A 19,803-nucleotide genomic window follows, 5' to 3' on the forward strand; every position below is an offset into this window, starting at 1 on the left:
GACCCTTGACAGACGCAACACCTTGATCATGACGGTGCCCCCGATCGGCCCCTCAGCTCTGAGGGTCCTCCCGGGCCGGCCGACCGTCAATGACCCCATTGGACCCTCATCATGCGGTGACTACCGGGGTGTCGCCATGGCCCGCTTGTGGCCGGAACCAGCGCTGCAGCGCACCCGACGACGAATGGGCTGCTCGGGCTGGGTCCCAGGAGGTGATTCGGGCGTAACCTCAGGTGAGACGTTGCATACGCTTGTCTGCTGCGGTCAGCGGCGGGCCCTTTCGAAGGGAGCGGCTACGTCGCCGCAGGGAACAGACCAAGTCGACACCCCGGTCGAGGGTGCGGGTGCTGAACGCAGCGCGGATGGCTTGCGTCGGACCCACAACGGGTACCGGCACGAGGCGTTCTTCTGGTCGGGTGACGACCAGTTCCTGGCTGGGACGGTCCCCTTCGTCACGCAGGGCATCGACGCGTGCCAGCCGGTCATGGTCGCGGTCGTCCGCTCTCACATCGAGCTTCTGCGCGACGCCCTCGGTGTCCAGGCGGACCAGGTCGAGTTCTACGACATGGTTCAGCTCGGGGCGAACCCGGCGCGCATCATTCCGGCGTGGCAGCGCTTCACCGACGCGCACCCGGGGCAACCGGTGCGGGGCATCGGTGAGCCGATCTGGCACGGCCGCAGGCTCGCCGAGCTCGCCGAGTGCCAGATGCACGAGGCGCTGCTCAACATGGCCGTCGACACGGACACCCCGTTGTGGCTGATGTGCCCCTATGACATGGGCACGCTTCCGGATGAGGTGCTGGCAGAGGCTCACCGCTCCCACCCGGTCGTCGTCGACATCGAGACGCATCGTGGGAGCACCACCTACGGCGGAGCCCACCACGTCGTGACGATGTTCGAGACCGACCTCCGAGCCGTCGAGGTCGCGGTTTCCCACCGAGTCTTCGGGAGCGATGACCTCGCTGCGGTCCGCGCCGACGTCCGGGCGTGTGCCTCCTCGGTGGGCCTGACGGACGAGCGCATCGACGACCTTGCCCTCGCTGTGCACGAAGTCGCCCTCAACAGTGCCTTGTACGGCCATGGTGCGAGCGAGCTGCGCATCTGGGAGGAGGACGAGGCACTGGTCTGCGAGGTGCGCGGCCCTGGCCACATCGCCGACCCGATGATCGGACGACGCCTGCCGCCGTGGGGGGAGCAGCACGGACGCGGTCTGTGGATCGCCAACCAGCTGTGCGACCTCGTCCAGGTCCGCTCCGGCGAGGGCGGCACGACGGTCCGGATCCACACCTGGCTCTGAGGGCGTTCGTCCGTCAAGAGGGAGCGGTGGGCAGCGTCGCCGTGACGACGGTCCCGGCCCCTTCGGACCGCGGGCTGATGGTGGTCGTGCCCCCGTGTGCCGTGACGATGGCGTCGACGATGGCCAGGCCAAGGCCATGCCCTCGGCCTGGCCGCGACGTGGAGTCCCTGCTGAACGGATCAAAGGCACGCATCCGCAGGTCCTCGGCAATGCCGGGACCACTGTCGCTCACCTTGATGGTCACCCGGTGCGGCTCGCCCGAGGCATCGAGGCACACGTCCGTGCCGCCGTGCCTGAGCGCGTTGTCGACGAGGTTGCCCAATGCCTGCTCGAGTCGGACAGCATCTCCACAGATCGTCAGCGACCCATCGGCATGCACCTCAATACGTCGTCCCTCTGCGGCTGCCCGCGTCGAGAAGCGTTGCGCCACGTCGCGCACCAGCTGGCCGAGGTCCACGTCGGCCACCTCGAGCGACAGCGGCGAGCTGTCCGTCGCGGCTACGGTGAGCAGACCCTCGGAGAGTGCGGTGAGCCGCGACACCTCTTCGTTCGCTGAGGTGAGGGCTGTGACGAGCTCGTCGCGAGAGCGTGGCCGCGACAGCGCAAGGTCGAGTTCGACGCGCAGGAGCGACAGTGGTGTGCGCAGTTCGTGGCTGGCCTCCGCGACGAAGTGGCGCTGCTGCCGCACTGCGGCGTCGAGCCGGTCGAGCATGCCGTTCAGGGTCGAGCCGAGTCGGTGGATCTCGTCGTGGGCGGCCGGCAGCGGCAGCCTCGAGCCTGCGGAGGTCGAGGAGATCTCGGCCGCCCTGCGTCGCATGCGCTCGACGGGACGCAGGGCCGAACCCGCCACCAGGTATCCCAGGCCCGACGCGAGGATGAGCGCCAATGGTCCACCGACCAGGAGCTGTGACTGGATCCCGCCCAGGGCGTCCTCGGTCTGGGCCTGCGAGGTGCCGACCACGAGAACCTGGTCCGAGACCCGGCGCACGAGAAGCAGGCTCCCCTCCGGGTCCTCCTCGCCGACGAGTCGGACAGGGCGGTCGATTTCCCGGTCGATACTGGTCGAGTGCGCAGCATCGCCTGCGCTCAACACAGCACCCGATACTTGCGGTGAGGAGGCCACCAACCGTCCTTCCGGCGTCGCGATCTGCGCGAAGAACTCACCCGTCATGGAAGTGGCGGCGTCGGCGCGACCAGGCCACGGGACGCGAGCGAGCGCGTCCAGCTGGGTGGCCATCGCCCCACGGCTCTGCTGCGTCAGGGTGTCGTCCACGCGAACGTAGACGAACGTGCCGAGAGCCGCGAGGGCGAACGCGGTCGCGACGGCGAAGGAGGCCGCCACCCGGATGCGGATGGGCAGGCGGCTCACGGCCTTCATCGTCCCGAGCGGTCCAGCCGGTATCCCACGCCTCGGACCGTTTGCAGCGACGCGTGGCCGAACGGGCGGTCGATCTTCTGGCGCAGGTACCGGACGTAGACATCGACGACGTTGGAGTGACCGTCGTGGGCGACATCCCAGACGAGGTCACGAAGCTGGTCACGGGTGAGCACGCGCCCCGGTCGGCGCATGAAGGCCTCGAGGAGGGCGAACTCGCGCGAGGAGAGTAGGACGGACTCGCCTCCACGGCATACCTGTCGCGTCGCCGGGTCGAGCGTGAGGTCACCCACGACGAGCTGGGTGGGGCGCGGCACTGGTCCTCGCCGCGCGAGCGCGCGCAAGCGCGCCAGCAGTTCCACCAGGGCGAAAGGCTTGGTCAGGTAGTCGTCGGCGCCCACGTCCAGGCCGCGGATGCGATCACGCACCGCGGTCCGCGCGGTCAGCATCAGGACCGGTGCCCAGTTGTTGGCGCGGCGCAGTCGACGGCACACCTCGAAGCCGTCGATGTCGGGCAGCATCACGTCCAGGAGCACGGCGTCGAACTCACCGGAGACGGCTGCGTCGACCGCCGCCTCGCCCGTCCGCGTCACCTCGACGACGTGGCCGTTCTCGCCCAGCCCCCGCCGGAGCAGCTGGGCCATCTTCGGCTCGTCCTCCACGAGCAGCAGGTGCACTCCTCCATGGTAGGCAGCCACGTGAGACCCCGATGAGAGCTCATCGCCACCTCATCTCGCCGACCTAGCCTGGGAGAACCGGAAGGAGACCCGACATGGATGTTCGGATGACGAAGCGGCGGGCGATTGCCCTCGTCGGAACCCTTGGCCTGGTGGCCATTCTCGGTGGCGGCGCCGCCGTCGCAACCGGCGGGGACGACAAGGCTGCGGACCGGCCCATCACTGGTGGGGCCCTCCGGCAGGCGAGCCAGGCCGCTCTCGCCGAGACCGGTGGTGGCCGCGTGACCGAGACGGAGGTGGGCGATGAGGAGAGCCTGTATGAGGTGGAGGTCACCTTGGGCGATGGCACCCAGGTGGATGTCCAGCTCGACGAGCAGTTCCACGTCGTGGGTAGCAGGACAGACCGCGAGAACGGGTAACCAGCGCACACTCCCGACCATCCGGGCGCGGTCCGTGGCGGTTGCAGTCGCCACCGTCGCTGCATTGTCTCTCGCCGCGGGAGGATGCTCCGGATCCACAGGGTCCGGCCGGTCCACAGGGTCCACGGGATCGACCGGGTCCACGGGTTCCGCCGGGCCCGCGTCGGTCACGCTGCCTCAGGGTGGCCAGATCGTCTCGATGCAGCCGTCAGACTTCACGACAGTGATCGACAACCCCTACTGGCCGATGGAACCAGGCACTCGGTGGACCTACGACGAGGTCGACGACGAGGGTCGCGCCCTCACGGTCGCCGTGACCGTCACCAGCCTCACGCGCACCGTGGCGAACGGTGTCACCGCGCGGGTGGTGCGCGACACGGTCACCGCCAAGGAGGGGCTGGTGGAGGACACGTTCGACTACTACGCACAGCATCGGGACGGCACCATCTGGTACCTGGGGGAGGACACTGCGGAGTTCGAGGACGGCAAGGTCGCATCCAGGGAGGGGTCCTTCGAAGCAGGGGTCGACGGTGCGCTGGCTGGGGTGGTGATGCCCGGCAGGCCCGAGGTCGGGATGAAGTACCGCCAGGAGTTCTTCAAGGGGCAGGCCGAGGACAACGGCCAGGTCCTCAGCGTCAGCGAGTTCGCCGAGGTGCCGGCGGGCAAGTTCGGTGCCGTGCTGCTGACCCGCGACACCATCCCCATTCAACCCGACGTCCTCGAGTACAAGTTCTACGCGAAAGGCGTCGGGCCGGTCATGACGCTGGGGGTTTCCGGTGGGGGAGGTCGGGAAGTACTCAGGCAGAGGTCGACGGTGTCGGCGCAAGTGGCCAAGGCCGCCGGAACCGTCCCGCTCGGACAGGCCTACGGCTGACCGGCGGGAAGGCTGACGCGGGGACCTGCCGTTCGGCCCGCCCCCGCGTCCCGGTCACATGCCGGGGATCTCCATGAACTTCTGGGTCGAGATCGTCCCGCCTGCTGCGGAGTGCGGGTGTCCTTCGAGGAGCCCGTCCAGCTGCTCTTGCGAGTCGGCGTCGATGACCGAGTAGCCCGACACCTGCACGTCGGCGTCGCCCTCGTTCACCAAGGGCGACCCCATGTCGACGAGCTTGTCCCCGACGCGCTCGCCCCAGCTCATCCATTCCTGCATCCCGGCTGCTGCCTGGTCGGGTGGGATGTCAGCCATCTGAGCGCGCATGGCACTGGTGGTGTTGTAGAAGACCATGTACTTGGACACGACTACTCCTTCGAGGGTTTCAGGCCGGCACCGGTCGGCGGCCGCCCAACCTCGATCCTCCATCGTCGAAGCATCGTCCGCAGCAGAATTCGGCGGGAGTTTCGCCGACGGACGCGCGTCCGAAGGCGTGGTCCTCACCAAGTGCGGCCGACTGGGCCTCAGGGTCTGCTCAGGGGGCCACTGGCACGGTTCACCCCATGACGACGCTTGCAACAGACCAACGCCGTGCCATGCTCAACAAGGTCCCCGAGGTCACGGTGTACTTCTGGATCATCAAGATCCTGTGCACCACGGTCGGGGAGAGCTTCGCGGACTACATCAACGAGACCCTCGGCTTCGGCCTGGGCAAGACGACCCTGGTCTTCTCCGTCGCGCTCATCGCCGTACTCGTCGCGCAGTTCCGGCTCCGCCAGTACGTGCCTTCGGTCTACTGGCTGGCAGTGGTGCTCATCAGCGTCGTGGGAACACTCCTGACGGACAACCTCACCGACGGGGTCGGCGTCCCACTGTGGATCAGCACGACGGTGTTCGCCGTGGTCCTCGGGGTGGTCTTCGCGATCTGGTACGCCCGGGAGCGCACCCTCTCCATCCACTCCATCGTCACGACCCCCCGTGAGGCCTTCTACTGGCTCACCGTTCTCGTGACCTTCGCGCTGGGCACCGCCGCCGGCGACTGGACGCTGGAGCTGACCGGCTGGTCGGCCGGACCCTCGGTCCTGCTGCCGCTGGGGCTGATCGCGGCTGTGTTCGGGGCGTGGAAGCTCGGAGCCGGGCCGGTGCTGTGCTTCTGGCTGGCCTACATCCTGACCCGTCCGCTGGGCGCGAACATCGGTGACTTCCTGGCCTCTGGCCGAGATGAGGGCGGCGCGGGGCTGGGCACCCTGGGCACGAGCGTCCTGTTCCTTGGAACCATCCTCGCCGTCGTGGTCTACCTCAGCGTCACCCACAAGGACCGCATCGAGCGGACGGCCGTTCGCGCCGAGCTCGAAGCCGCCGCGGTGGGCGACCGACGGGGCTGAACCGACAGGGCTGGTTGACAGGGCTGGTTGACAGGAATGACCGTGGAGCGACGGCGGGCGAGGGTCTTGGTGGTCACTGACAGTGCCAAACCCTCGCCCGCGGTGCTGCGCGCCGTTGCCGCGCGGGCGGCCAGGGGCGACGTCCAGTTTCGGCTCGTGGTGCTGAACCCGGCACGCGCGGAGGTCAACCTGCTGCACCCGGAGCGTCACGACAAGGCGTTCGAGGCCGAGTGCGTCCTGCTGGAGTCGTTGCCGGCGCTCGAGGCTGTCGCGGGCGCCAGGGTCATCGGTTCGGTGTCCGTCCGTCACGATCCCGTCGAGGCCATCGAGGAGACCGTCCTCAGCGAACCCGTCGACGAGATCGTGCTCGCGCTGCCTGCACACGGGTCAAGGTCGTGGAGGCACTCAGACCTGGCACGACGCCTGAGGCGCTTCGGCATTCCGGTGACGGAGCTGTCATGACCGGACTGCCCCCGGGCACAGAACGGCTGCGGTGAGGGCGACAACCCGTTGCCTCCGTCGTTCGTCTTCAGGGTATGGGACGCGGGCGACTGACCAGAAGGACTTCGGTGGTGGGCGCGCTGACGCTGGCGCTGGCGAGCGCCCTGACGGCCACGACGACGACAGGGGCCACCGCAGGCGCCGCCGCGACGCCCGCCAGCCTCGCGCAGGCGGCCTTCACCAGGATGACCGAGGCGCAACGGATCGGGCAGCTCTTCATGGTCGGCACCCCGGCGACCGGGTTGTCTGCCGCCGCGGCTTCAGCGATCTCCGCACGGCACGTGGGCAACCTCATCCTCACCGGACGCACGTATGCCGGTGCGGCACCGGTGCGGTACCTCGCGGCCAGCGCGGACCGGCTGACGACCGCCGCGGCAACGGCGGGGGTTCCGCTCTACGTGTCCGCAGACCAGGAGGGCGGTCAGGTCCAGGTGCTCCAGGGCCCCGGCTTCACGCGCATCCCGACCGCGCTGACGCAGGGCACGTGGGCAGATTCGACCCTCACGGCTGACGCGAGATCGTGGGGGCGGCAGCTGTCCCGCGCAGGCGTGAACCTGAACCTGGCCCCGGTCATGGACACGGTCCCGGCAAGCCTTGGCACGCGGAACATCCCCATCGGCAGCTACTTCCGCGAATTCGGTTACACACCAGGGGTGGTCGCCGCCAAGGGCAGCGACGTCGTCCGGGGCGAACGGAGTGTCGGCCTGGCCGTCACTGCCAAGCACTTTCCCGGCCTCGGTCACGTGACTGAGAACACCGACACCACAGCCGGGGTGACCGACAGGGTCACCACCCGAACCTCGGGCGACCTGGCTCCGTTTCGCTCGGCCATCGCCGCCGGTGCGCGCATGGTCATGGTGTCCCTCGCCGTGTACTCCAGGATCGACTCGGCCCACCCCGCAGCCTTCTCGCCCACGGTCATCGGGGGGATGGTCCGAGGAGACCTCGGCTTCACGGGGGTCGTCATGAGCGACGACCTGGGCAACGCCAAGCAGGTCGCGGGCTGGTCTCCCGGCACGCGCGCCACGAGCTTCATCGCGGCGGGCGGCGACATCGTCCTCACCGTCAACTCCACCGTCCTGCCGGCGATGGTCTCTGCCGTGAGCGCCAAGGCGGCGAGCGATCCGGTGTTCCGTGCCAAGGTCAACGCGGCGGCATACCGGGTCCTGCTGGCGAAGGCCAACGACGGGCTGCTCGGGACGCGCCTCGTCGTGGACGGCAGCCTCAGGCCGGCGACACTCTCCGCCCTTCAGCGATGGCTCGGAGTGACGGTCACCGGCACGCTCGGCTCCGCGACCGTCAGGGCTCTCCAGGCCCGGATCGGAACGGCGGTCGACGGCCAGTGGGGTCCGAAGTCGATGGCTGCGTTGCAGTCCTACCTCGGGATCGCGCGGGACGGTGCCAGGACCTGGAACGCCCGGACCGTGAACGGCCTGCAGGCGTACCTCAACACCCAGCTCTGACCGCCCGTGGGCACCGCCCGGGGCCCAGCGCGTTAGCGTTGGCCGGGCAACGCCACGGACCTGTGGCGCACCGTTGAACGGGGATGCGTGTGGCACGTCCGCTGATCGGGACCAAGCTGTACGTTCCCAGGCCGCGACAGGGCCTGGTGGGCCGCGCACGGCTGCACGAGCTCCTCGACGCGGGAGGGCAGGCGAGGCTCACCCTGGTCTCCGCCCCGGCCGGCTTTGGCAAGACGACGCTGGTGTCGGAGTGGGTCCGTCAGAGAGGAAGCGCAGGGCACGCAGTCGCGTGGGTCTCCCTCGACAGCGCAGACAACGAGGCCGCCTCGTTCTGGACCTATGTGGTGACGGCGTTGCAGGCGGCGGTGACCGGCGTCGGTGCTGGCGCGCTGGAACGCATCGCGTCCGCGCCCGTGTCGGTGGGAGCCGTGCTGACCCCGCTGGTGAACGAGCTGGCCGCGGCACCCGGGGAGGTGTGGCTGGTCCTGGACGACTACCACGTCGTCGTCGACCCGGACGTGCGCGAGGGGATGAGGTTCTTCCTGGAGCACCTGCCGACGAACGTCCACGTCCTGCTGAGCACCCGCGCCGACCCGGACCTGCCGCTGCCACGCTGGCGGGTGCGGGGAGAGCTGGTCGAGATCCGTGCCGCAGACCTTCGCTTCACGCCGGAGGAGGCCACGGCATACCTCAACTCTTCCGCGGGCCTGGACCTCACGGCAGGGGAAGTCGCAGCGCTCGAGGAGCGGACCGAGGGATGGATCGCCGCCCTCCAGCTCGCGGCCCTGTCTCTGCGGGGCCGGTCCGATGTCGGCGGGTTCATCGCCCGGTTCGCGGGCAATGACCGCTACCTCGTCGACTACCTGGTCGAAGAGGTGTTGGCGCACCAACCCGAGCAGGTCCGCGGTTTCCTCCTGCAGACCGCCGTCCTCGACCGGCTCACCGGCCCGCTGTGCGACGCCCTCACCGGTCGTGACGACGGCAACGGGACCTTGGAGGCGCTCGAGCGGGGGAACCTGTTCCTCGTTCCGCTGGACGACCGGCGGGAGTGGTACCGCTACCACCACCTGTTCGCGGACGTGCTGAGGGCGCGACTGCTTGCCGAGCAACCCCAGCTCGTCCCGATGCTGCACCAGCGCGCCAGCGGCTGGTTCGAGCACCAGGGCCTCATCGAGGACGCGGTCAGGCACGCCCTCGAGGCCCGGGACTTCGACCACGCGGCACACCTCATGGAGCTGGCGGTTCCCTCGATCCGACGCCATCGTCGCGAAGCCGTGCTGCTCGGCTGGCTCAGGGCGCTGCCCGACTCGGCCGTCCGGAGCAGCCCGGTGCTGAGTGTCTTCTATGCCTACATGCTGATGGTCTCCGGTGACCTCGGCGCCGTCGAGGAGCGATTCGACGACGCGGAACGGGCGCTCGCCACCGGTCAGGACGGGTCCACCCGGCCGTGGGCTGACACGGACGAGCTGCGCACCCTGCCGGCCACCATCGCCGTCCACCGGGCCTCCCTGGCGCAGGCGCTGGGAGACGTCACCGGCACGGTGGCCCACGCACGGCGCGCCCTCGAGCTGGCAGGCCCCGACGACCACCTTGCCCGCGGCGGTGCAGCCGGGTTCCTCGGGCTTGCCGCGTGGGCGAACGGTGACGTGGTGGGTGCGTTGGAGACCTTCACCGACGCAGTGGCCAGTCTGCACGCGGCGGGCAACCTGGTCGACGAGCTCAGCAGCACGGTGGTGCTCGCCGACCTGTGCCTCGCCGCCGGTCGACCACATGAGGCGCGACGGCTCTACGAGCAGGCAATGCAGGTCACGGAGGCGCATGGAGAGAACGTGGCGCGGGCAGCCGCGGACCTGCACGTCGGCCTCAGCGAGATCGACTACGAGGCGGGGGACCTCGACGGCGCCGCCCGACACCTCGAGGCCGCCGCCGCCCTCGGCGAACGTGTACCCGTGAACGAGAGCCGCTTCCGGTGGTTCGTGGCCCGGAGCCGGGTTGCCGCGGCCGAGGGGGACTCGCACGAGGCCCTTGCCCTGCTCGACCGGGCCGCGGACCTCTACCGGCCGGGGTTCTTCCCCGAGGTGCGGCCCATCGCGGCGATGAAGGCCCGGGTCTGGGTCAGTCAGGGCACCCTGTCACCGGCGGTCGAGTGGGCGGCCCGACGAGGTGTCACCATCGACGACGAAGCCCGGTACCTGAGCGAGTTCGACCACCTCACGTTGGTGCGCTTGGTGATCGCGCAGCACAGGGAGCATCCGCATGCGGATGCGCTGGAGGGGGCGTTGAGCCTTGTGACGCGACTGGGCGACGCTGCCCAGACCTCTGGTCGGCACGGAAGCCTGCTCGAGATCCGGATGCTGACAGCCCTGGCACGGGACGCCCTGGGGCGTCGCGACGACGCAGTGAAGTCGCTGGCCCAGGCATGGGCCCAAGCCCCCGAACCCGAGGTCTGGGTCAGCCTCTTCCTCGACGAGGGCCCAGCGATGACGGAGCTGCTGCGCGCAGCCGAGCTGGACGTCGACGCGGGTCACCAGGCACGTCGGCTGCTCGCGCACCGGATCTCCCGGGGGGCTGGAGGACTCGAGGACGCAGGGCCGCAGGCGGGTGGGTCGGTCGCGCTGAGCGACCGCGAGCTGCAGGTGCTGCGACTGCTGGAGAGCGAGCTGACCGGACCTGAGATCGCCCGCGAGCTCTTCGTGTCCCACAACACGCTGCGCACCCACACGAAGCACATCTTCACCAAGCTCGACGTGACCAGTCGCCGCGCTGCGGTGCGCACCGCCCGCGAGCGCGGCCTGTTGTAGCGCCCGGCAAATCACCCCGTCGGTCACATCGTTGGGTGACGCCCGCTCACCGTCCGGCTACCTACCTTCGAACTACCCCCACGGCGCCTCGCCGAGGACCTCGAACCAGGAGTCGGTCATGACCATCACCACCACCAAGCTCACCCGCGCGGCCGGCCTGTGCGCCGTGGTCGCCGGTCTGCTCTTCATCGCCGTCCAGATCAAGCACCCTCCCTTGGACGTCGCCTTCGTCACCACCACCGAATGGAAGGTCCGGCAGGGGATGAAGGTGGTGATGGCCGTCCTCTCACTGGCCGGCATCACCGGCATGTACCTGCGCCAAGTGAAGCAGACGCGAGTGCTTGGGCTGGTCGGGTACCTCCTCTTCGCAGTCGGCTACCTCATCATGCTGAGCATCGAAGTGGTCGGTCTGGTCGTCTTCCCGTCGATCGCCGTCACCTCACCTGGCTACGTCACCGACGTCCTCGCGGTGGCGACGGCCGGCCACGCGACCGGCGACATCGGCCTCATGCAGCCCCTCAACCTGGTGAACGCCCTGACCTACCTGGGTGGTGGCTTCCTGTTCGGCGTCGCTCTCTTCCGGGCCAACGTCCTCGCCCGATGGGCGGCAGTGGTGCTCGCTGCCGGAGCCGTCGCCACGGTCGCGATCCCCCTGGTGCCGGACGTCAACTTCAGGCTCTTCGCGCTTCCGATCGGCGTCGCCATGGTCGGCCTCGGCTACTCCCTGTGGAGTGAGGGACGCACCCGCACCGCGCAGTTCGCGCCCGGCTCGGCCACCGCGCAGCACGACCTGGCCGGTGCCAAGTGAGCGTCCACCTGGCTGCGGCACCCACCCGGTCGGCCAGGTCGACCGGGTGGGTGCCGTTCGCCCTCGTCGCGTTGGTGGTCGTCCCGGCCGTCGCGGGCTCGCTGCGGCTGCTCGAGCTCGCAGGCGGCCCTCACGTCCTGCCCGCGAACCCACGCCTCAGTGCGTCGCCGGTGCCGGTCGTCGTGCACATCACCTGTGCCCTGACGTATGCCGTGCTCGGCGCCTTCCAGTTCTCCGCGGCCCTGCGGCGCCGGCGACCCGGCTGGCACCGCAGGGCTGGACGAGCCCTGGTGGGCTTGGGTTTGGCGGTGGCGGGCTCGGCTCTGTGGATGACGCAGTTCTATCCGCGCCAGCCCGGCACGGGCGAGCTCGCGTACGTGTTCCGGCTGGCGTTCGGGTCAGGGATGGCCGCCTGCATCGTCCTCGGCTTTGCGGCAGTCCGCCGTGGCGACATCGTGCGTCATCGGGCCTGGATGACCCGCGCCTACGCCCTGGCGCTCGGTGCGGGGACCCAGGTCTTCACCCTCGGCATCGGGGAAGGGGTCTTCGGGACCAGCGTCCTCACGAAGGACCTGAGCCTCGGTGCGGGCTGGGTCATCAACCTTGCGGTGGCGGAGTACGTCATCGGGCGCGATGGCCGCCGGAGGCCCCAGCGGCCGGCCACAAGGCTGACCACCCAGGTCGGTGCGCCATGACACGGTCCGGCAGTCGACCCGCGCCCACGAGCTACCGGCTCCGGGTGGACGGGCACCTCGAAGAGCGCTGGTCGGCCTGGCTGGCCGGCCTCACCCTGACGCGCGAGGTCGACGGCACCACCACGCTCACGGGCGAGATCGCGGACCAGGCGCAGCTCCACGGACTGCTGGCCAGGATCCGGGACCTCGGCGTCACGCTGCTCGCCGTGCAGGTCGATGACGACGGCCCGGGGGAAGGGACGGTCGTTCAGAGGTAGAAGGCGCGGACGGAGTCGCGGACGTCCTCCTCGACCAGGTCCGCATTCAGGGCGATGGCTGCTGCTGATCCTTCGCCTGCCGCCGTGATGACCTGCGCTCGCGGATTGCTCACGTTGCCCGCCATCCACACCCCTCGAACGCTGGTCGATCCGTGCGCTCCAGTGACGACCCAGCCCTGGCTGTCGAGGTCGGCACCCAGCGTGGTGAGCAGGCTGTGGTTGGGGACGAACCGCGGCGGGACGAACACTGCGTCGCGGGCGATGGTTCGACCGTCGGCCATCTGCACCCCGCTCAGGTGGTCGTCCCGGACGAGGAGCTCCGCCACGTCGCCTTCGACGATGCCGATCGCGCGCGCCACGAGCTGCGGACGATGGGCCTGGGTCAGCGTGTCAGCCGGCACGAACAGGACGACGTCGTCGGCCCACTGCCGCACGATCTGCGTGTAGCCGATCGTCTCCGGACCGTTCCACAGGACCCCGAGCCGTTGGTTCCGTACCTCCCAGCCGTGGCAGTAGGGGCAGTGCAGCACGTCGCGTGCCCAGCGGTCGGCCAGACCCGGGATGTCGGGGAGCTCATCCCTGAGACCGGTGGTGACGAGCAACCGCCGTGCTGACACGCGCGTGCCGTCGTCGACCAGCACCCAGAAGCCCTTGGTGCCGTCCCGCACGACGTCGGTGACCATGCCGGTGCGGAGCTCTGCGCCGTACCCCGTCACTTCGGTGCGCCCGAGGGTCAAGAGGTCGGCAGGCGGCATACCGTCTCGGGAGAGGTAGCCCTGCATGTGGGCGGCAGGGGCGTTGCGTGGTGACCCGGCGTCGACCACGAGGACCCTTCGCCGCGCCCGGGACAGGACAAGGGCGGCTGACAGGCCGGCGGCGCCGCCACCGATCACCACCACGTCGAACTCGCTCATGCCGCAAGGGTGGACCCGTGGAGGCGGTCCTTTGAGGGGAGTGAACGCCGGAGCAGGTGCACGCTGAGCGCGACGACCAGAGCCAGGAAGGCAACCGGGGCGACAACCTCGAGAAGGGACCCTCCGAAGGCAATCTCCAGCGAGCGCAGCGCGCACAGGCCAGCCACTGCCAACGACATCCAACGGAGCCATCCCGGTCCCCGCCAGAGCCGCCAGCACGTCGTGGCGAACCATGCGATGGTCAGGAACAGCAGCACGTCGACCAGGTCGGAGAGGCGAGCGAGGTTGTGCACGAGTGACGACGTCGCAGTGGGCGCGACAACGCACAGCCACAGTGGAGGTACGACCGTCAGCACGGCGGCAGCCGACATCCCACCACCGGCCACCACAACGGGTCTGCTGGCTTCGACGGAGGTCGATCGAGCGAGCCCCACCACGAACACGAGCAAGGGCGCGGTCGCCACCAGCTCGACGAGCTGGGCGACGGCGACGACCCCAGCGTGCTGCTCGTAGTACGTCCGCACTGCGGCCGTTGCGTCGTGCCCGCCAGGGACGCTGGCCATGCCAGCCCCGATGAGGAGCAGGAGCACGAAGGCGAGCCCTGAGGCACCTGCCGTCCGGGCGCCCTTGTCACGACGTTCGGAGCTGCGTGTCGGTCCCATAGGACCATCGTCGCGACGGCTGCCCTGAAGTCCACTGACGAATGGGTGACAAATGGGCCGGGCGGTGTAGCGTTCCCGACGTCCCGGTTCGCCCGTTCCTGCGTGGCCCACGAGGCTGGAGAATGCCGATGGCATCGATCGACGACGTGAATCGCGACACGAACATGTTGTTGGACGCGCTCGTGCGCACCTCGCCCACCGAGATGACCGGCGGCATGGGACAGGTTGGATCGTTCCCGGGACTGGTGCCCCAGACGTATCACGCAGCTTTGAGGGCACGTGACGCCGCGGCGGAGATCCTGACTATCGTCAGGGAGACCGGTGGACTCCTCAAGGCGGTCAACGTGGAGACACTCGGCAGGATCGAGGCCCTGGGCGCGGGCGGCCAAGCGACGCTGGGTCGGGTGGAAACCGCGGTCAACGACGGTCGCGCGGCCAGCGACCAGACCCTGGGTCGCATCGAGGCCGATCTCAAGCAGGTCATGGAGTTCCTGCCCACGGTCCGTGCCGACCTGTCCGACCTGAACGCCAAGCTCGACTCGACCCTCGTGGAGCTCCGCCAGGGCATGTCCGACCTCGCCGACAAGGTCGCTGCGCTCCAGAGCGACGTCAGCGCACTGCCTCACTGACGTCCAGGGAACAGGGCCAAAGGCCCTGAGCGGCGGGGACATTTCGGCTACGAGGGGCATTTGGGATCGTGGCCGTGTCGGTCGAAGAGTTCCCGGCGTAGGGTGGGGCGAGAGGCTACCCCGGACCCGGTGGCGAACCCCGCGATGTCCGGAGTCCTCAGGTGCCACCGTCAGCCCAGCACGGCCACCCCGAACTGCAGCTGGTCCCTGCCCGTGGTGACGAAGCGGCCGTGCCCACGCAGGGGACGACGATGACCGGACTGCGGGACCTCGGCCCCGGAGGACGCACGTGCAAGCCGTCGCACACCCTGGCAGCGGTCCACTACGACTGCGGCGCAGTGTGGGTCGTCGAGCTCTTCGGCGAAGCCGACATCGGCACCCGGCACACCTTGGAGGGCGCCCTGAGCGCGGGGCTGTCCAAGGGCCGCAGCGCGGTGATCCTGGACGTCTCCAACCTGACCTTCTGCGAGTCTTCGTGCGTGGAGGCGGTGCTCTCAGCCAATGAGGACGGCCGCCTCGTGGTCGCGGGTGCGAGCGGAACCGTGAGCCGTGTCTTCGAGATCCTCGACCCAGACCGGACCGTCGCCCGTTACCGCACGCCCCGGCCACCCTTTCCTTCGTGACCCTCTGGACGAGCGCGCGCCACAGTCCGCTGGGCAGGGGAGGGCCGCGCGCTGGCTTGTCACGCTTCACGGTGCTTTAGTAGTACTAGCGTTGCGGGACGTCTGACGGGGACGCCGTGGCGACGCCCGTCACACCGCCGAGGCCGGCGCAGCTCGGCGAGGAGCGCAGATGCCGAGCGGACCCGCACCGAAGGACCCCAGGCATCTCAACGCGCTTCCGCCACCGTCCGACCCCCAGCCGCGCGGGGGCTTCAGACATGACGCTTCACTGCATCGAGGGCGCAGGCGACTCGTCGCAGCTGCCGCCGACTTCGTACGGAGCGGGCTCGAGGCCGGTGAGCAGGTCATGGTCTGCGCCCCCGACGACGTGCTCGCCCGGCTGTCCGGCGAGCTCGCCACGGGTGGAAGCCAGCCGACGCTCGTGGAACACGGCAGATATCCCTCGAAAAGCGTGGCGCACTGGATCGCCTTCGCCGACCGGTGCGAGGCCACCGGGCAGCCGGCAAGGCTGCTCATCAGTCCCGCCTACGGCCATCGCCCGGTCGCGGTGCGCCGCCAGGAGCAGTTCGCCGACGCCCTGGTCAACATGGCCGTTGGAGCCGACACCGATCTCTGGGTTCGTTGCAGCTTCGACACCGATCATCTGGACGCCGACCGCACGGACGAGATCGAGGCGTGCCACTCGTTGCTCGAGCACGAAGGCGCGTACGAGGGCAGTACGGGCTATGCCGGGCTCGCGCACGTCCGCCACCTGTTTGCCGAACGACTGGTCGACCCTGCCGGGCCGGCCCGGACCTTCGTCGTCTCGCGTCACTCCGACCTGGCCGCGGCTCGGACGACGATTCGCGAGGAGACCGCCAGGGCGAAGCTGCCCGCCGAGGACGCCGAAGCCGTCGTCCTGGCCGTCCACGAGGCAGCCCTCAACGCCCTCAACCACGGTGGTGGGACGTGTCACCTGTGCGTATGGCGGACCGCCGCCCGCCTGGTCTGCGAGGTCCGCAGCGTCCACCGGCTGAGGGACCCGATGGCCGGGCACCGCCTCGCATTGCTGGACGACGACCATGGTCGCGGGCTGTGGCTTGCCAACCAGCTCTGCGACCTCGTCGAGATCAGGTCTGGACGCTGGGGGACAGCCGTGCGCATCAGCACCTGGATCTCGGCGACACGGCGAACGAGGCTCGCCTAGAGGAACCCAGGACCGTGGGCGTCAGCACCTCAGCCCAGCGAACGAGCCCACTCCGTCACCTGGGCGTCCGGCATGGATGGTGGGGCGAACCGCACCACAGCGCCGGTCGAGTCCACGAACGCCACGATCCCGGAGTCCCAGGCAGACGTGTCACCGGTGTTGGCGGCGGCGTCGAGGAACCACACCGCGGACAGGGGCACGGCGGCATACCCGACGGGCGCGGGCAGGTCTCCCGCCTCGTGCTCGATCACGGCCACGGGGCGCGGGTTCAACTTGTCCGCCTTCGGGTCGGTGACGAGCCCGAGCAGAGTGGGACGGGAGGGAGTCTTCGCCAGAAGCGGCTGCAACCGCCCCAGCGCGGCCGACACCTGCGCGACGGTCCCCACGGTGATCACGACGGGCTTGCCGCGGTAGTCCGCCCACTTCAGCTCTCCGCCACCGAGGCGTTCAACCGTGAAGTCAGGGACGTGGGAGTTGTCGAGGGGATCCTTCTCGCCCTCGAAGGGGTGTGAGACCTCCAGACCCGGGGTGCTGCCGCAGACGTCGTCCATCCAGGCAGCCACAGCGGGATCCGGTGCGGGGAGGGTGCCGACCGGCTGTGTTGCGCCCACGGCCCTCAGTTGCGACAGGAGGCGCACGGCCGGCTGGACGTCGTCACTGTCATCTCGGCCACGGAAGTCGGACACCGTGACGACCACGCCGTCCGTCACCAGGGTCAGCTCGCCCATGAGCACCCCAGCCGGAACGCCGAGCTGTGGGTCGAGCCGCCGACAGCTCATGCCAGCGACATCGGGATGCCAGTCGTTGGTCGAGACGACCACCGGAGCGGAGCACCCGCCGTCGGCGGCGATGCAGGTGCCGTAGTCGGCCTCGACCTGGAACGCCGGCGCGTTCTCCTCGACCAGGTCCAGCAACGTCAAGGGGAGATCGCCGACGCTGGAACCCAGGTAGTAGGCCGGCTTGCCCGCTGTCTTGACCTGGGTCTCGACGGCGTGCAACTCGTTGGCGCCCAGGGGTGTTCCCTGCGCAAACGCGCCGGCCCCGCAGGCGGAGACCGTCAGGACGAGCGCGGCGGCGCCGATCGTCGTCGGCAGGAGCTGGGTCGATCGCATCGGCATTTTCCTTGTCGCGGGCGGGGTGCAGGCGGGGTGGTGGACCCCTGGAGGGTGCGCCTCGGGGTGACCCGACCGCGTCCGCGCCGAGGTCCGACCGTGTCGTCCTGCACGCTGACGGCGATGTGGACCTGAGGACGACGTCCTCCCACTCCGACCCGCGTAGCCTTGGGCCATGTCAGGGCTGTCGCACCGTCTGACGTGGCGGGACTGGGCGGTCCCCGCAGCCCTCTGGGCTGTGGGGCAGGTGGAGCTGTGGGTCACGGGTCCCCAGACCGTCGCGGTCCACGGTGCGAGGTGGCCCTTCGCCCTGGCACTCACTGCCAGCGCGCTCGCCCTGTGCCTGAGGCGGACCCATCCGGTTGCGGCGCTCGTGGTGGTGGTCGGCTCGATCGTCGTGACCACCACGGCGCAGCTGCACGCGTTCCTGCTGGCCGGCCTCTATCTGCTGGTGGTCGCCGTCTTCGCCTGCGGACGCTATGGCACCGGGGTGACGAAGTACGCCGCCCTCGTCCTGCCCGAGCTCCCGGTGCTTCTGTGGACGGGCGTCATCCCTGAGATCAACGTCGACAACGCGTGGGCGTGGGGGTTGAACTCGTGGTGGATCTTCGCACTGGGGGCCGCGTTTCGCCACGAGCGCACGCTCCGGGAGCAGGTGGCCCAGGCGGTCGCCGCCCAGGCCCAGGCCCAGGTTGCGGACCAGCGGGTGGGCCTCGCCCGCGAGGTCCACGACGTGGTGTCACACAGCCTCAGCGTCATCGTCGTGCAGTCGGAGCTGGCGCGGTTGTTCATGACATCGGACCCGGCTCGGGCAGATGAGGCGATGCTCCGGGTGCAGGACACGGGGCGCGACGCGCTGGGCGAGACCCGACGCCTGCTGGAGGCGTTGCGGGATCCGACGCAGGGCAACAGCGCCGCCCACCCGCCCACCTGGCCCGACGTCCCCGAGCTGGTCCGGCGGATGCGGGAGTCCGGGCTGCAGATCACCCTTGATGCCCCCGACAGCGAACCCACGCTCACTCCCGAAGCCTCGGCCACGGCATACCGAGTGGTGCAGGAAGCCCTCACCAATGCCCTGCGGCACGCGCACACGTCGCCCACCTCGGTGGCCGTCCGACAGCAGGCCGACCTGCTCGTGATCGACGTGCAGAACGACAGCGAGGCGCCCAGCGGGGTGAACGGCAGTTCGGCCGCACCCGGGTTCGGACTGTCAGGAATGCACGAACGGGTGGCTGCCTGTGGCGGCATGCTGACGACCGGACCGCGGCCCGGCGGCGGCTACCGCGTGCGTGCCGTCCTGCCCCTCGGGGATGCCCCGTGACCACCCTCGTCGTGGTCGATGACCAGTTCCTCATCCGTGACGGCGTCGCGGCCATCCTCGATGCCGAAGAGGACTTCACCGTGCTGGGGACGGCCGCCGACGGAGCGGAGGCGATCGGCCTGATCACGACCCTCGCACCAGACGTCGCCCTGATGGACATCCGGATGCCTGAGGTCGACGGCATCGAGGCCACCCGCAGGATTGTCGAATCAGGTTCTGCCACAAAGATTCTCATCCTCACGACTTTCGGTGCGGACGACTACGTGCTCGCCGCGCTGCGGGCCGGTGCCAGCGGGTACCTCCTCAAGGATGCGCCGCGAGAGTCGCTGGTCGCGGCGATTCGAGCCGTGGCCGCTGGTGACGTCGCCGTCGAGAAGCAGGTGCTCGCTCAGCTGGTCCGGGGCCAACCGAGGCGGGAGCATCCGGAGGCGGTGGCAGCCCTGGGGCGGCTTTCGCCGCGGGAGTCCGAGGTGCTGCACCTCGTGGCCCAGGGAGCCAGCAACCCCGAGATCGCGCGAAGCCTCTTCATCGGCGAGACCACCGTCAAGACCCACGTCTCGCGGATCCAGACCAAGCTCGACGCTCGCGACCGTGTGCAGCTTGTCGTCATCGCGCACCGCGCCGGCGTCGCCTGAGGCGTCACGGCGAGCCATTTCGCGGGCAGGACGGCCATCAGCGCTATCCTCGATGCAGGCCTAGCAGCCAGCCCCCGGACGCCGACGACAGCGCCCAGACCGGGTCGGAGTCGATGACGGGTGAGCACATGAGCAGGTGGACCGTGGGTGCCGTGGGCGCATGTCGGGCCGC

Annotated in this window: 21 protein-coding genes; 15 read left to right on the top strand and 6 right to left on the bottom strand. The window is 69.6% G+C overall.

Features of this window, described 5'->3' with window-relative positions; genetic code table 11:
* The first annotated feature begins 367 nt into the window (after positions 1 to 367).
* The gene (locus tag AC1DS4_RS13730) at positions 368 to 1,297 is read left to right on the top strand and encodes an anti-sigma factor RsbA family regulatory protein (protein WP_477613101.1); all 930 of its coding nucleotides are present in this window, start codon (positions 368 to 370) and stop codon (positions 1,295 to 1,297) included.
* Positions 1,298 to 1,310: 13 nt separating this feature from the next.
* Here AC1DS4_RS13730 and AC1DS4_RS13735 read toward each other — a convergent pair whose 3' ends face one another.
* Both AC1DS4_RS13735 and AC1DS4_RS13740 read right to left on the bottom strand, forming a co-directional pair.
* Complete coding sequence (locus AC1DS4_RS13735; protein WP_477632238.1) at positions 1,311 to 2,666, bottom strand: HAMP domain-containing sensor histidine kinase; 1,356 nt, start codon at positions 2,664 to 2,666, stop codon at positions 1,311 to 1,313.
* A 5-nt stretch (positions 2,667 to 2,671) separates the two neighbouring features.
* Positions 2,672 to 3,370, bottom strand: coding sequence for a response regulator transcription factor (locus AC1DS4_RS13740; protein ID WP_477632237.1), 699 nt, complete (start codon positions 3,368 to 3,370; stop codon positions 2,672 to 2,674).
* An 86-nt stretch (positions 3,371 to 3,456) separates the two neighbouring features.
* Here AC1DS4_RS13740 and AC1DS4_RS13745 point away from each other — a divergent pair, with 86 nt between their 5' ends.
* Entirely contained in the window at positions 3,457 to 3,768 is a 312-nt protein-coding gene (locus AC1DS4_RS13745; RefSeq protein WP_477632236.1) for a PepSY domain-containing protein, read from the top strand.
* A gap of 223 nt (positions 3,769 to 3,991) precedes the next feature.
* Positions 3,992 to 4,642, top strand: a complete 651-nt coding sequence (locus AC1DS4_RS13750) for a hypothetical protein (protein WP_477632235.1) — start codon at positions 3,992 to 3,994, stop codon at positions 4,640 to 4,642.
* A 54-nt stretch (positions 4,643 to 4,696) separates the two neighbouring features.
* Here the strand turns inward: AC1DS4_RS13750 and AC1DS4_RS13755 are convergent, their stop codons facing one another.
* Positions 4,697 to 5,005, bottom strand: coding sequence for a hypothetical protein (locus AC1DS4_RS13755; protein ID WP_477613096.1), 309 nt, complete (start codon positions 5,003 to 5,005; stop codon positions 4,697 to 4,699).
* A 197-nt stretch (positions 5,006 to 5,202) separates the two neighbouring features.
* Between AC1DS4_RS13755 and AC1DS4_RS13760 the strand changes: the two genes are divergently transcribed.
* The 7 genes from AC1DS4_RS13760 to AC1DS4_RS13790 all read left to right on the top strand — a co-directional run bounded on the left by AC1DS4_RS13760 (position 5,203) and on the right by AC1DS4_RS13790 (position 12,549).
* Complete coding sequence (locus AC1DS4_RS13760) at positions 5,203 to 6,024, top strand: COG4705 family protein (RefSeq protein ID WP_477632234.1); 822 nt, start codon at positions 5,203 to 5,205, stop codon at positions 6,022 to 6,024.
* A 69-nt stretch (positions 6,025 to 6,093) separates the two neighbouring features.
* A complete protein-coding gene (locus tag AC1DS4_RS13765; RefSeq protein ID WP_477632233.1) occupies positions 6,094 to 6,486 on the top strand; it encodes a hypothetical protein in 393 nt (130 codons plus the stop codon).
* Between the two features lie 110 nt (positions 6,487 to 6,596).
* Positions 6,597 to 7,988 (top strand): glycoside hydrolase family 3 N-terminal domain-containing protein, encoded by a 1,392-nt coding sequence (locus AC1DS4_RS13770; RefSeq protein ID WP_477632232.1) that lies wholly within the window; start codon positions 6,597 to 6,599, stop codon positions 7,986 to 7,988.
* A gap of 89 nt (positions 7,989 to 8,077) precedes the next feature.
* Positions 8,078 to 10,789 carry a winged helix-turn-helix domain-containing protein gene (locus tag AC1DS4_RS13775; RefSeq protein ID WP_477632231.1) on the top strand — a complete coding sequence of 904 codons (2,712 nt, stop codon included), beginning with the start codon at positions 8,078 to 8,080 and terminating at the stop codon, positions 10,787 to 10,789.
* A gap of 118 nt (positions 10,790 to 10,907) precedes the next feature.
* A complete protein-coding gene (locus AC1DS4_RS13780; RefSeq protein ID WP_477632230.1) occupies positions 10,908 to 11,597 on the top strand; it encodes a hypothetical protein in 690 nt (229 codons plus the stop codon).
* Complete coding sequence (locus AC1DS4_RS13785) at positions 11,594 to 12,292, top strand: DUF2306 domain-containing protein (protein WP_477632229.1); 699 nt, start codon at positions 11,594 to 11,596, stop codon at positions 12,290 to 12,292. Before AC1DS4_RS13780 ends, AC1DS4_RS13785 begins: the two co-directional genes overlap by 4 nt.
* On the top strand, positions 12,289 to 12,549 hold the full coding sequence (locus AC1DS4_RS13790) for a hypothetical protein (RefSeq protein ID WP_477632228.1): 261 nt from the start codon (positions 12,289 to 12,291) through the stop codon (positions 12,547 to 12,549). Before AC1DS4_RS13785 ends, AC1DS4_RS13790 begins: the two co-directional genes overlap by 4 nt.
* Here the strand turns inward: AC1DS4_RS13790 and AC1DS4_RS13795 are convergent.
* Together AC1DS4_RS13795 and AC1DS4_RS13800 are read right to left on the bottom strand one after the other, a co-directional pair.
* Positions 12,540 to 13,463: an NAD(P)/FAD-dependent oxidoreductase gene (locus AC1DS4_RS13795; protein ID WP_477632227.1), complete on the bottom strand. Its 924-nt coding sequence runs from the start codon at positions 13,461 to 13,463 to the stop codon at positions 12,540 to 12,542. The two genes, AC1DS4_RS13790 and AC1DS4_RS13795, sit on opposite strands and share 10 nt — an antisense overlap.
* On the bottom strand, positions 13,460 to 14,125 hold the full coding sequence (locus AC1DS4_RS13800; protein ID WP_477632226.1) for a hypothetical protein: 666 nt from the start codon (positions 14,123 to 14,125) through the stop codon (positions 13,460 to 13,462). The genes AC1DS4_RS13795 and AC1DS4_RS13800 overlap by 4 nt, the downstream gene beginning before the upstream one ends.
* 128 nt (positions 14,126 to 14,253) lie before the next feature.
* Here AC1DS4_RS13800 and AC1DS4_RS13805 point away from each other — a divergent pair, with 128 nt between their 5' ends.
* From AC1DS4_RS13805 to AC1DS4_RS13815, 3 genes are all read left to right on the top strand, one after another.
* Positions 14,254 to 14,754 carry a hypothetical protein gene (locus AC1DS4_RS13805; protein ID WP_477632225.1) on the top strand — a complete coding sequence of 167 codons (501 nt, stop codon included), beginning with the start codon at positions 14,254 to 14,256 and terminating at the stop codon, positions 14,752 to 14,754.
* Between the two features lie 230 nt (positions 14,755 to 14,984).
* The gene (locus AC1DS4_RS13810; protein WP_477632224.1) at positions 14,985 to 15,377 is read left to right on the top strand and encodes an STAS domain-containing protein; all 393 of its coding nucleotides are present in this window, start codon (positions 14,985 to 14,987) and stop codon (positions 15,375 to 15,377) included.
* A 169-nt stretch (positions 15,378 to 15,546) separates the two neighbouring features.
* Entirely contained in the window at positions 15,547 to 16,563 is a 1,017-nt protein-coding gene (locus AC1DS4_RS13815) for an ATP-binding protein (protein ID WP_477632223.1), read from the top strand.
* Positions 16,564 to 16,592: 29 nt separating this feature from the next.
* Here AC1DS4_RS13815 and AC1DS4_RS13820 read toward each other — a convergent pair whose 3' ends face one another.
* Complete coding sequence (locus AC1DS4_RS13820) at positions 16,593 to 17,675, bottom strand: hypothetical protein (protein WP_477632222.1); 1,083 nt, start codon at positions 17,673 to 17,675, stop codon at positions 16,593 to 16,595.
* Between the two features lie 175 nt (positions 17,676 to 17,850).
* On the opposite strand from AC1DS4_RS13820, the gene AC1DS4_RS13825 reads away from it, so the two are divergent.
* Together AC1DS4_RS13825 and AC1DS4_RS13830 are read left to right on the top strand one after the other, a co-directional pair.
* Positions 17,851 to 18,996: a sensor histidine kinase gene (locus AC1DS4_RS13825; protein ID WP_477632221.1), complete on the top strand. Its 1,146-nt coding sequence runs from the start codon at positions 17,851 to 17,853 to the stop codon at positions 18,994 to 18,996.
* Positions 18,993 to 19,631 carry a response regulator gene (locus AC1DS4_RS13830; RefSeq protein WP_477613081.1) on the top strand — a complete coding sequence of 213 codons (639 nt, stop codon included), beginning with the start codon at positions 18,993 to 18,995 and terminating at the stop codon, positions 19,629 to 19,631. The genes AC1DS4_RS13825 and AC1DS4_RS13830 overlap by 4 nt, the downstream gene beginning before the upstream one ends.
* Positions 19,632 to 19,803 lie beyond the last annotated feature (172 nt).

This window comes from Pedococcus sp. P3_C7, assembly GCF_056402615.1.

Excerpts from the sequence above, each read along its gene's own strand:
- AC1DS4_RS13745 (WP_477632236.1), top strand. The coding sequence starts at position 3,457 with ATGACGAAGCGGCGGGCGATTGCCCTCGTCGGAACCCTTGGCCTGGTG.
- AC1DS4_RS13760 (WP_477632234.1), top strand. The coding sequence starts at position 5,203 with ATGACGACGCTTGCAACAGACCAACGCCGTGCCATGCTCAACAAGGTC.
- AC1DS4_RS13780 (WP_477632230.1), top strand. The coding sequence starts at position 10,908 with ATGACCATCACCACCACCAAGCTCACCCGCGCGGCCGGCCTGTGCGCC.
- AC1DS4_RS13790 (WP_477632228.1), top strand. The coding sequence starts at position 12,289 with ATGACACGGTCCGGCAGTCGACCCGCGCCCACGAGCTACCGGCTCCGG.
- AC1DS4_RS13795 (WP_477632227.1), bottom strand. The coding sequence starts at position 13,463 with ATGAGCGAGTTCGACGTGGTGGTGATCGGTGGCGGCGCCGCCGGCCTG.
- AC1DS4_RS13800 (WP_477632226.1), bottom strand. The coding sequence starts at position 14,125 with ATGGGACCGACACGCAGCTCCGAACGTCGTGACAAGGGCGCCCGGACG.
- AC1DS4_RS13805 (WP_477632225.1), top strand. The coding sequence starts at position 14,254 with ATGGCATCGATCGACGACGTGAATCGCGACACGAACATGTTGTTGGAC.
- AC1DS4_RS13815 (WP_477632223.1), top strand. The coding sequence starts at position 15,547 with ATGCCGAGCGGACCCGCACCGAAGGACCCCAGGCATCTCAACGCGCTT.
- AC1DS4_RS13820 (WP_477632222.1), bottom strand. The coding sequence starts at position 17,675 with ATGCGATCGACCCAGCTCCTGCCGACGACGATCGGCGCCGCCGCGCTC.
- AC1DS4_RS13825 (WP_477632221.1), top strand. The coding sequence starts at position 17,851 with ATGTCAGGGCTGTCGCACCGTCTGACGTGGCGGGACTGGGCGGTCCCC.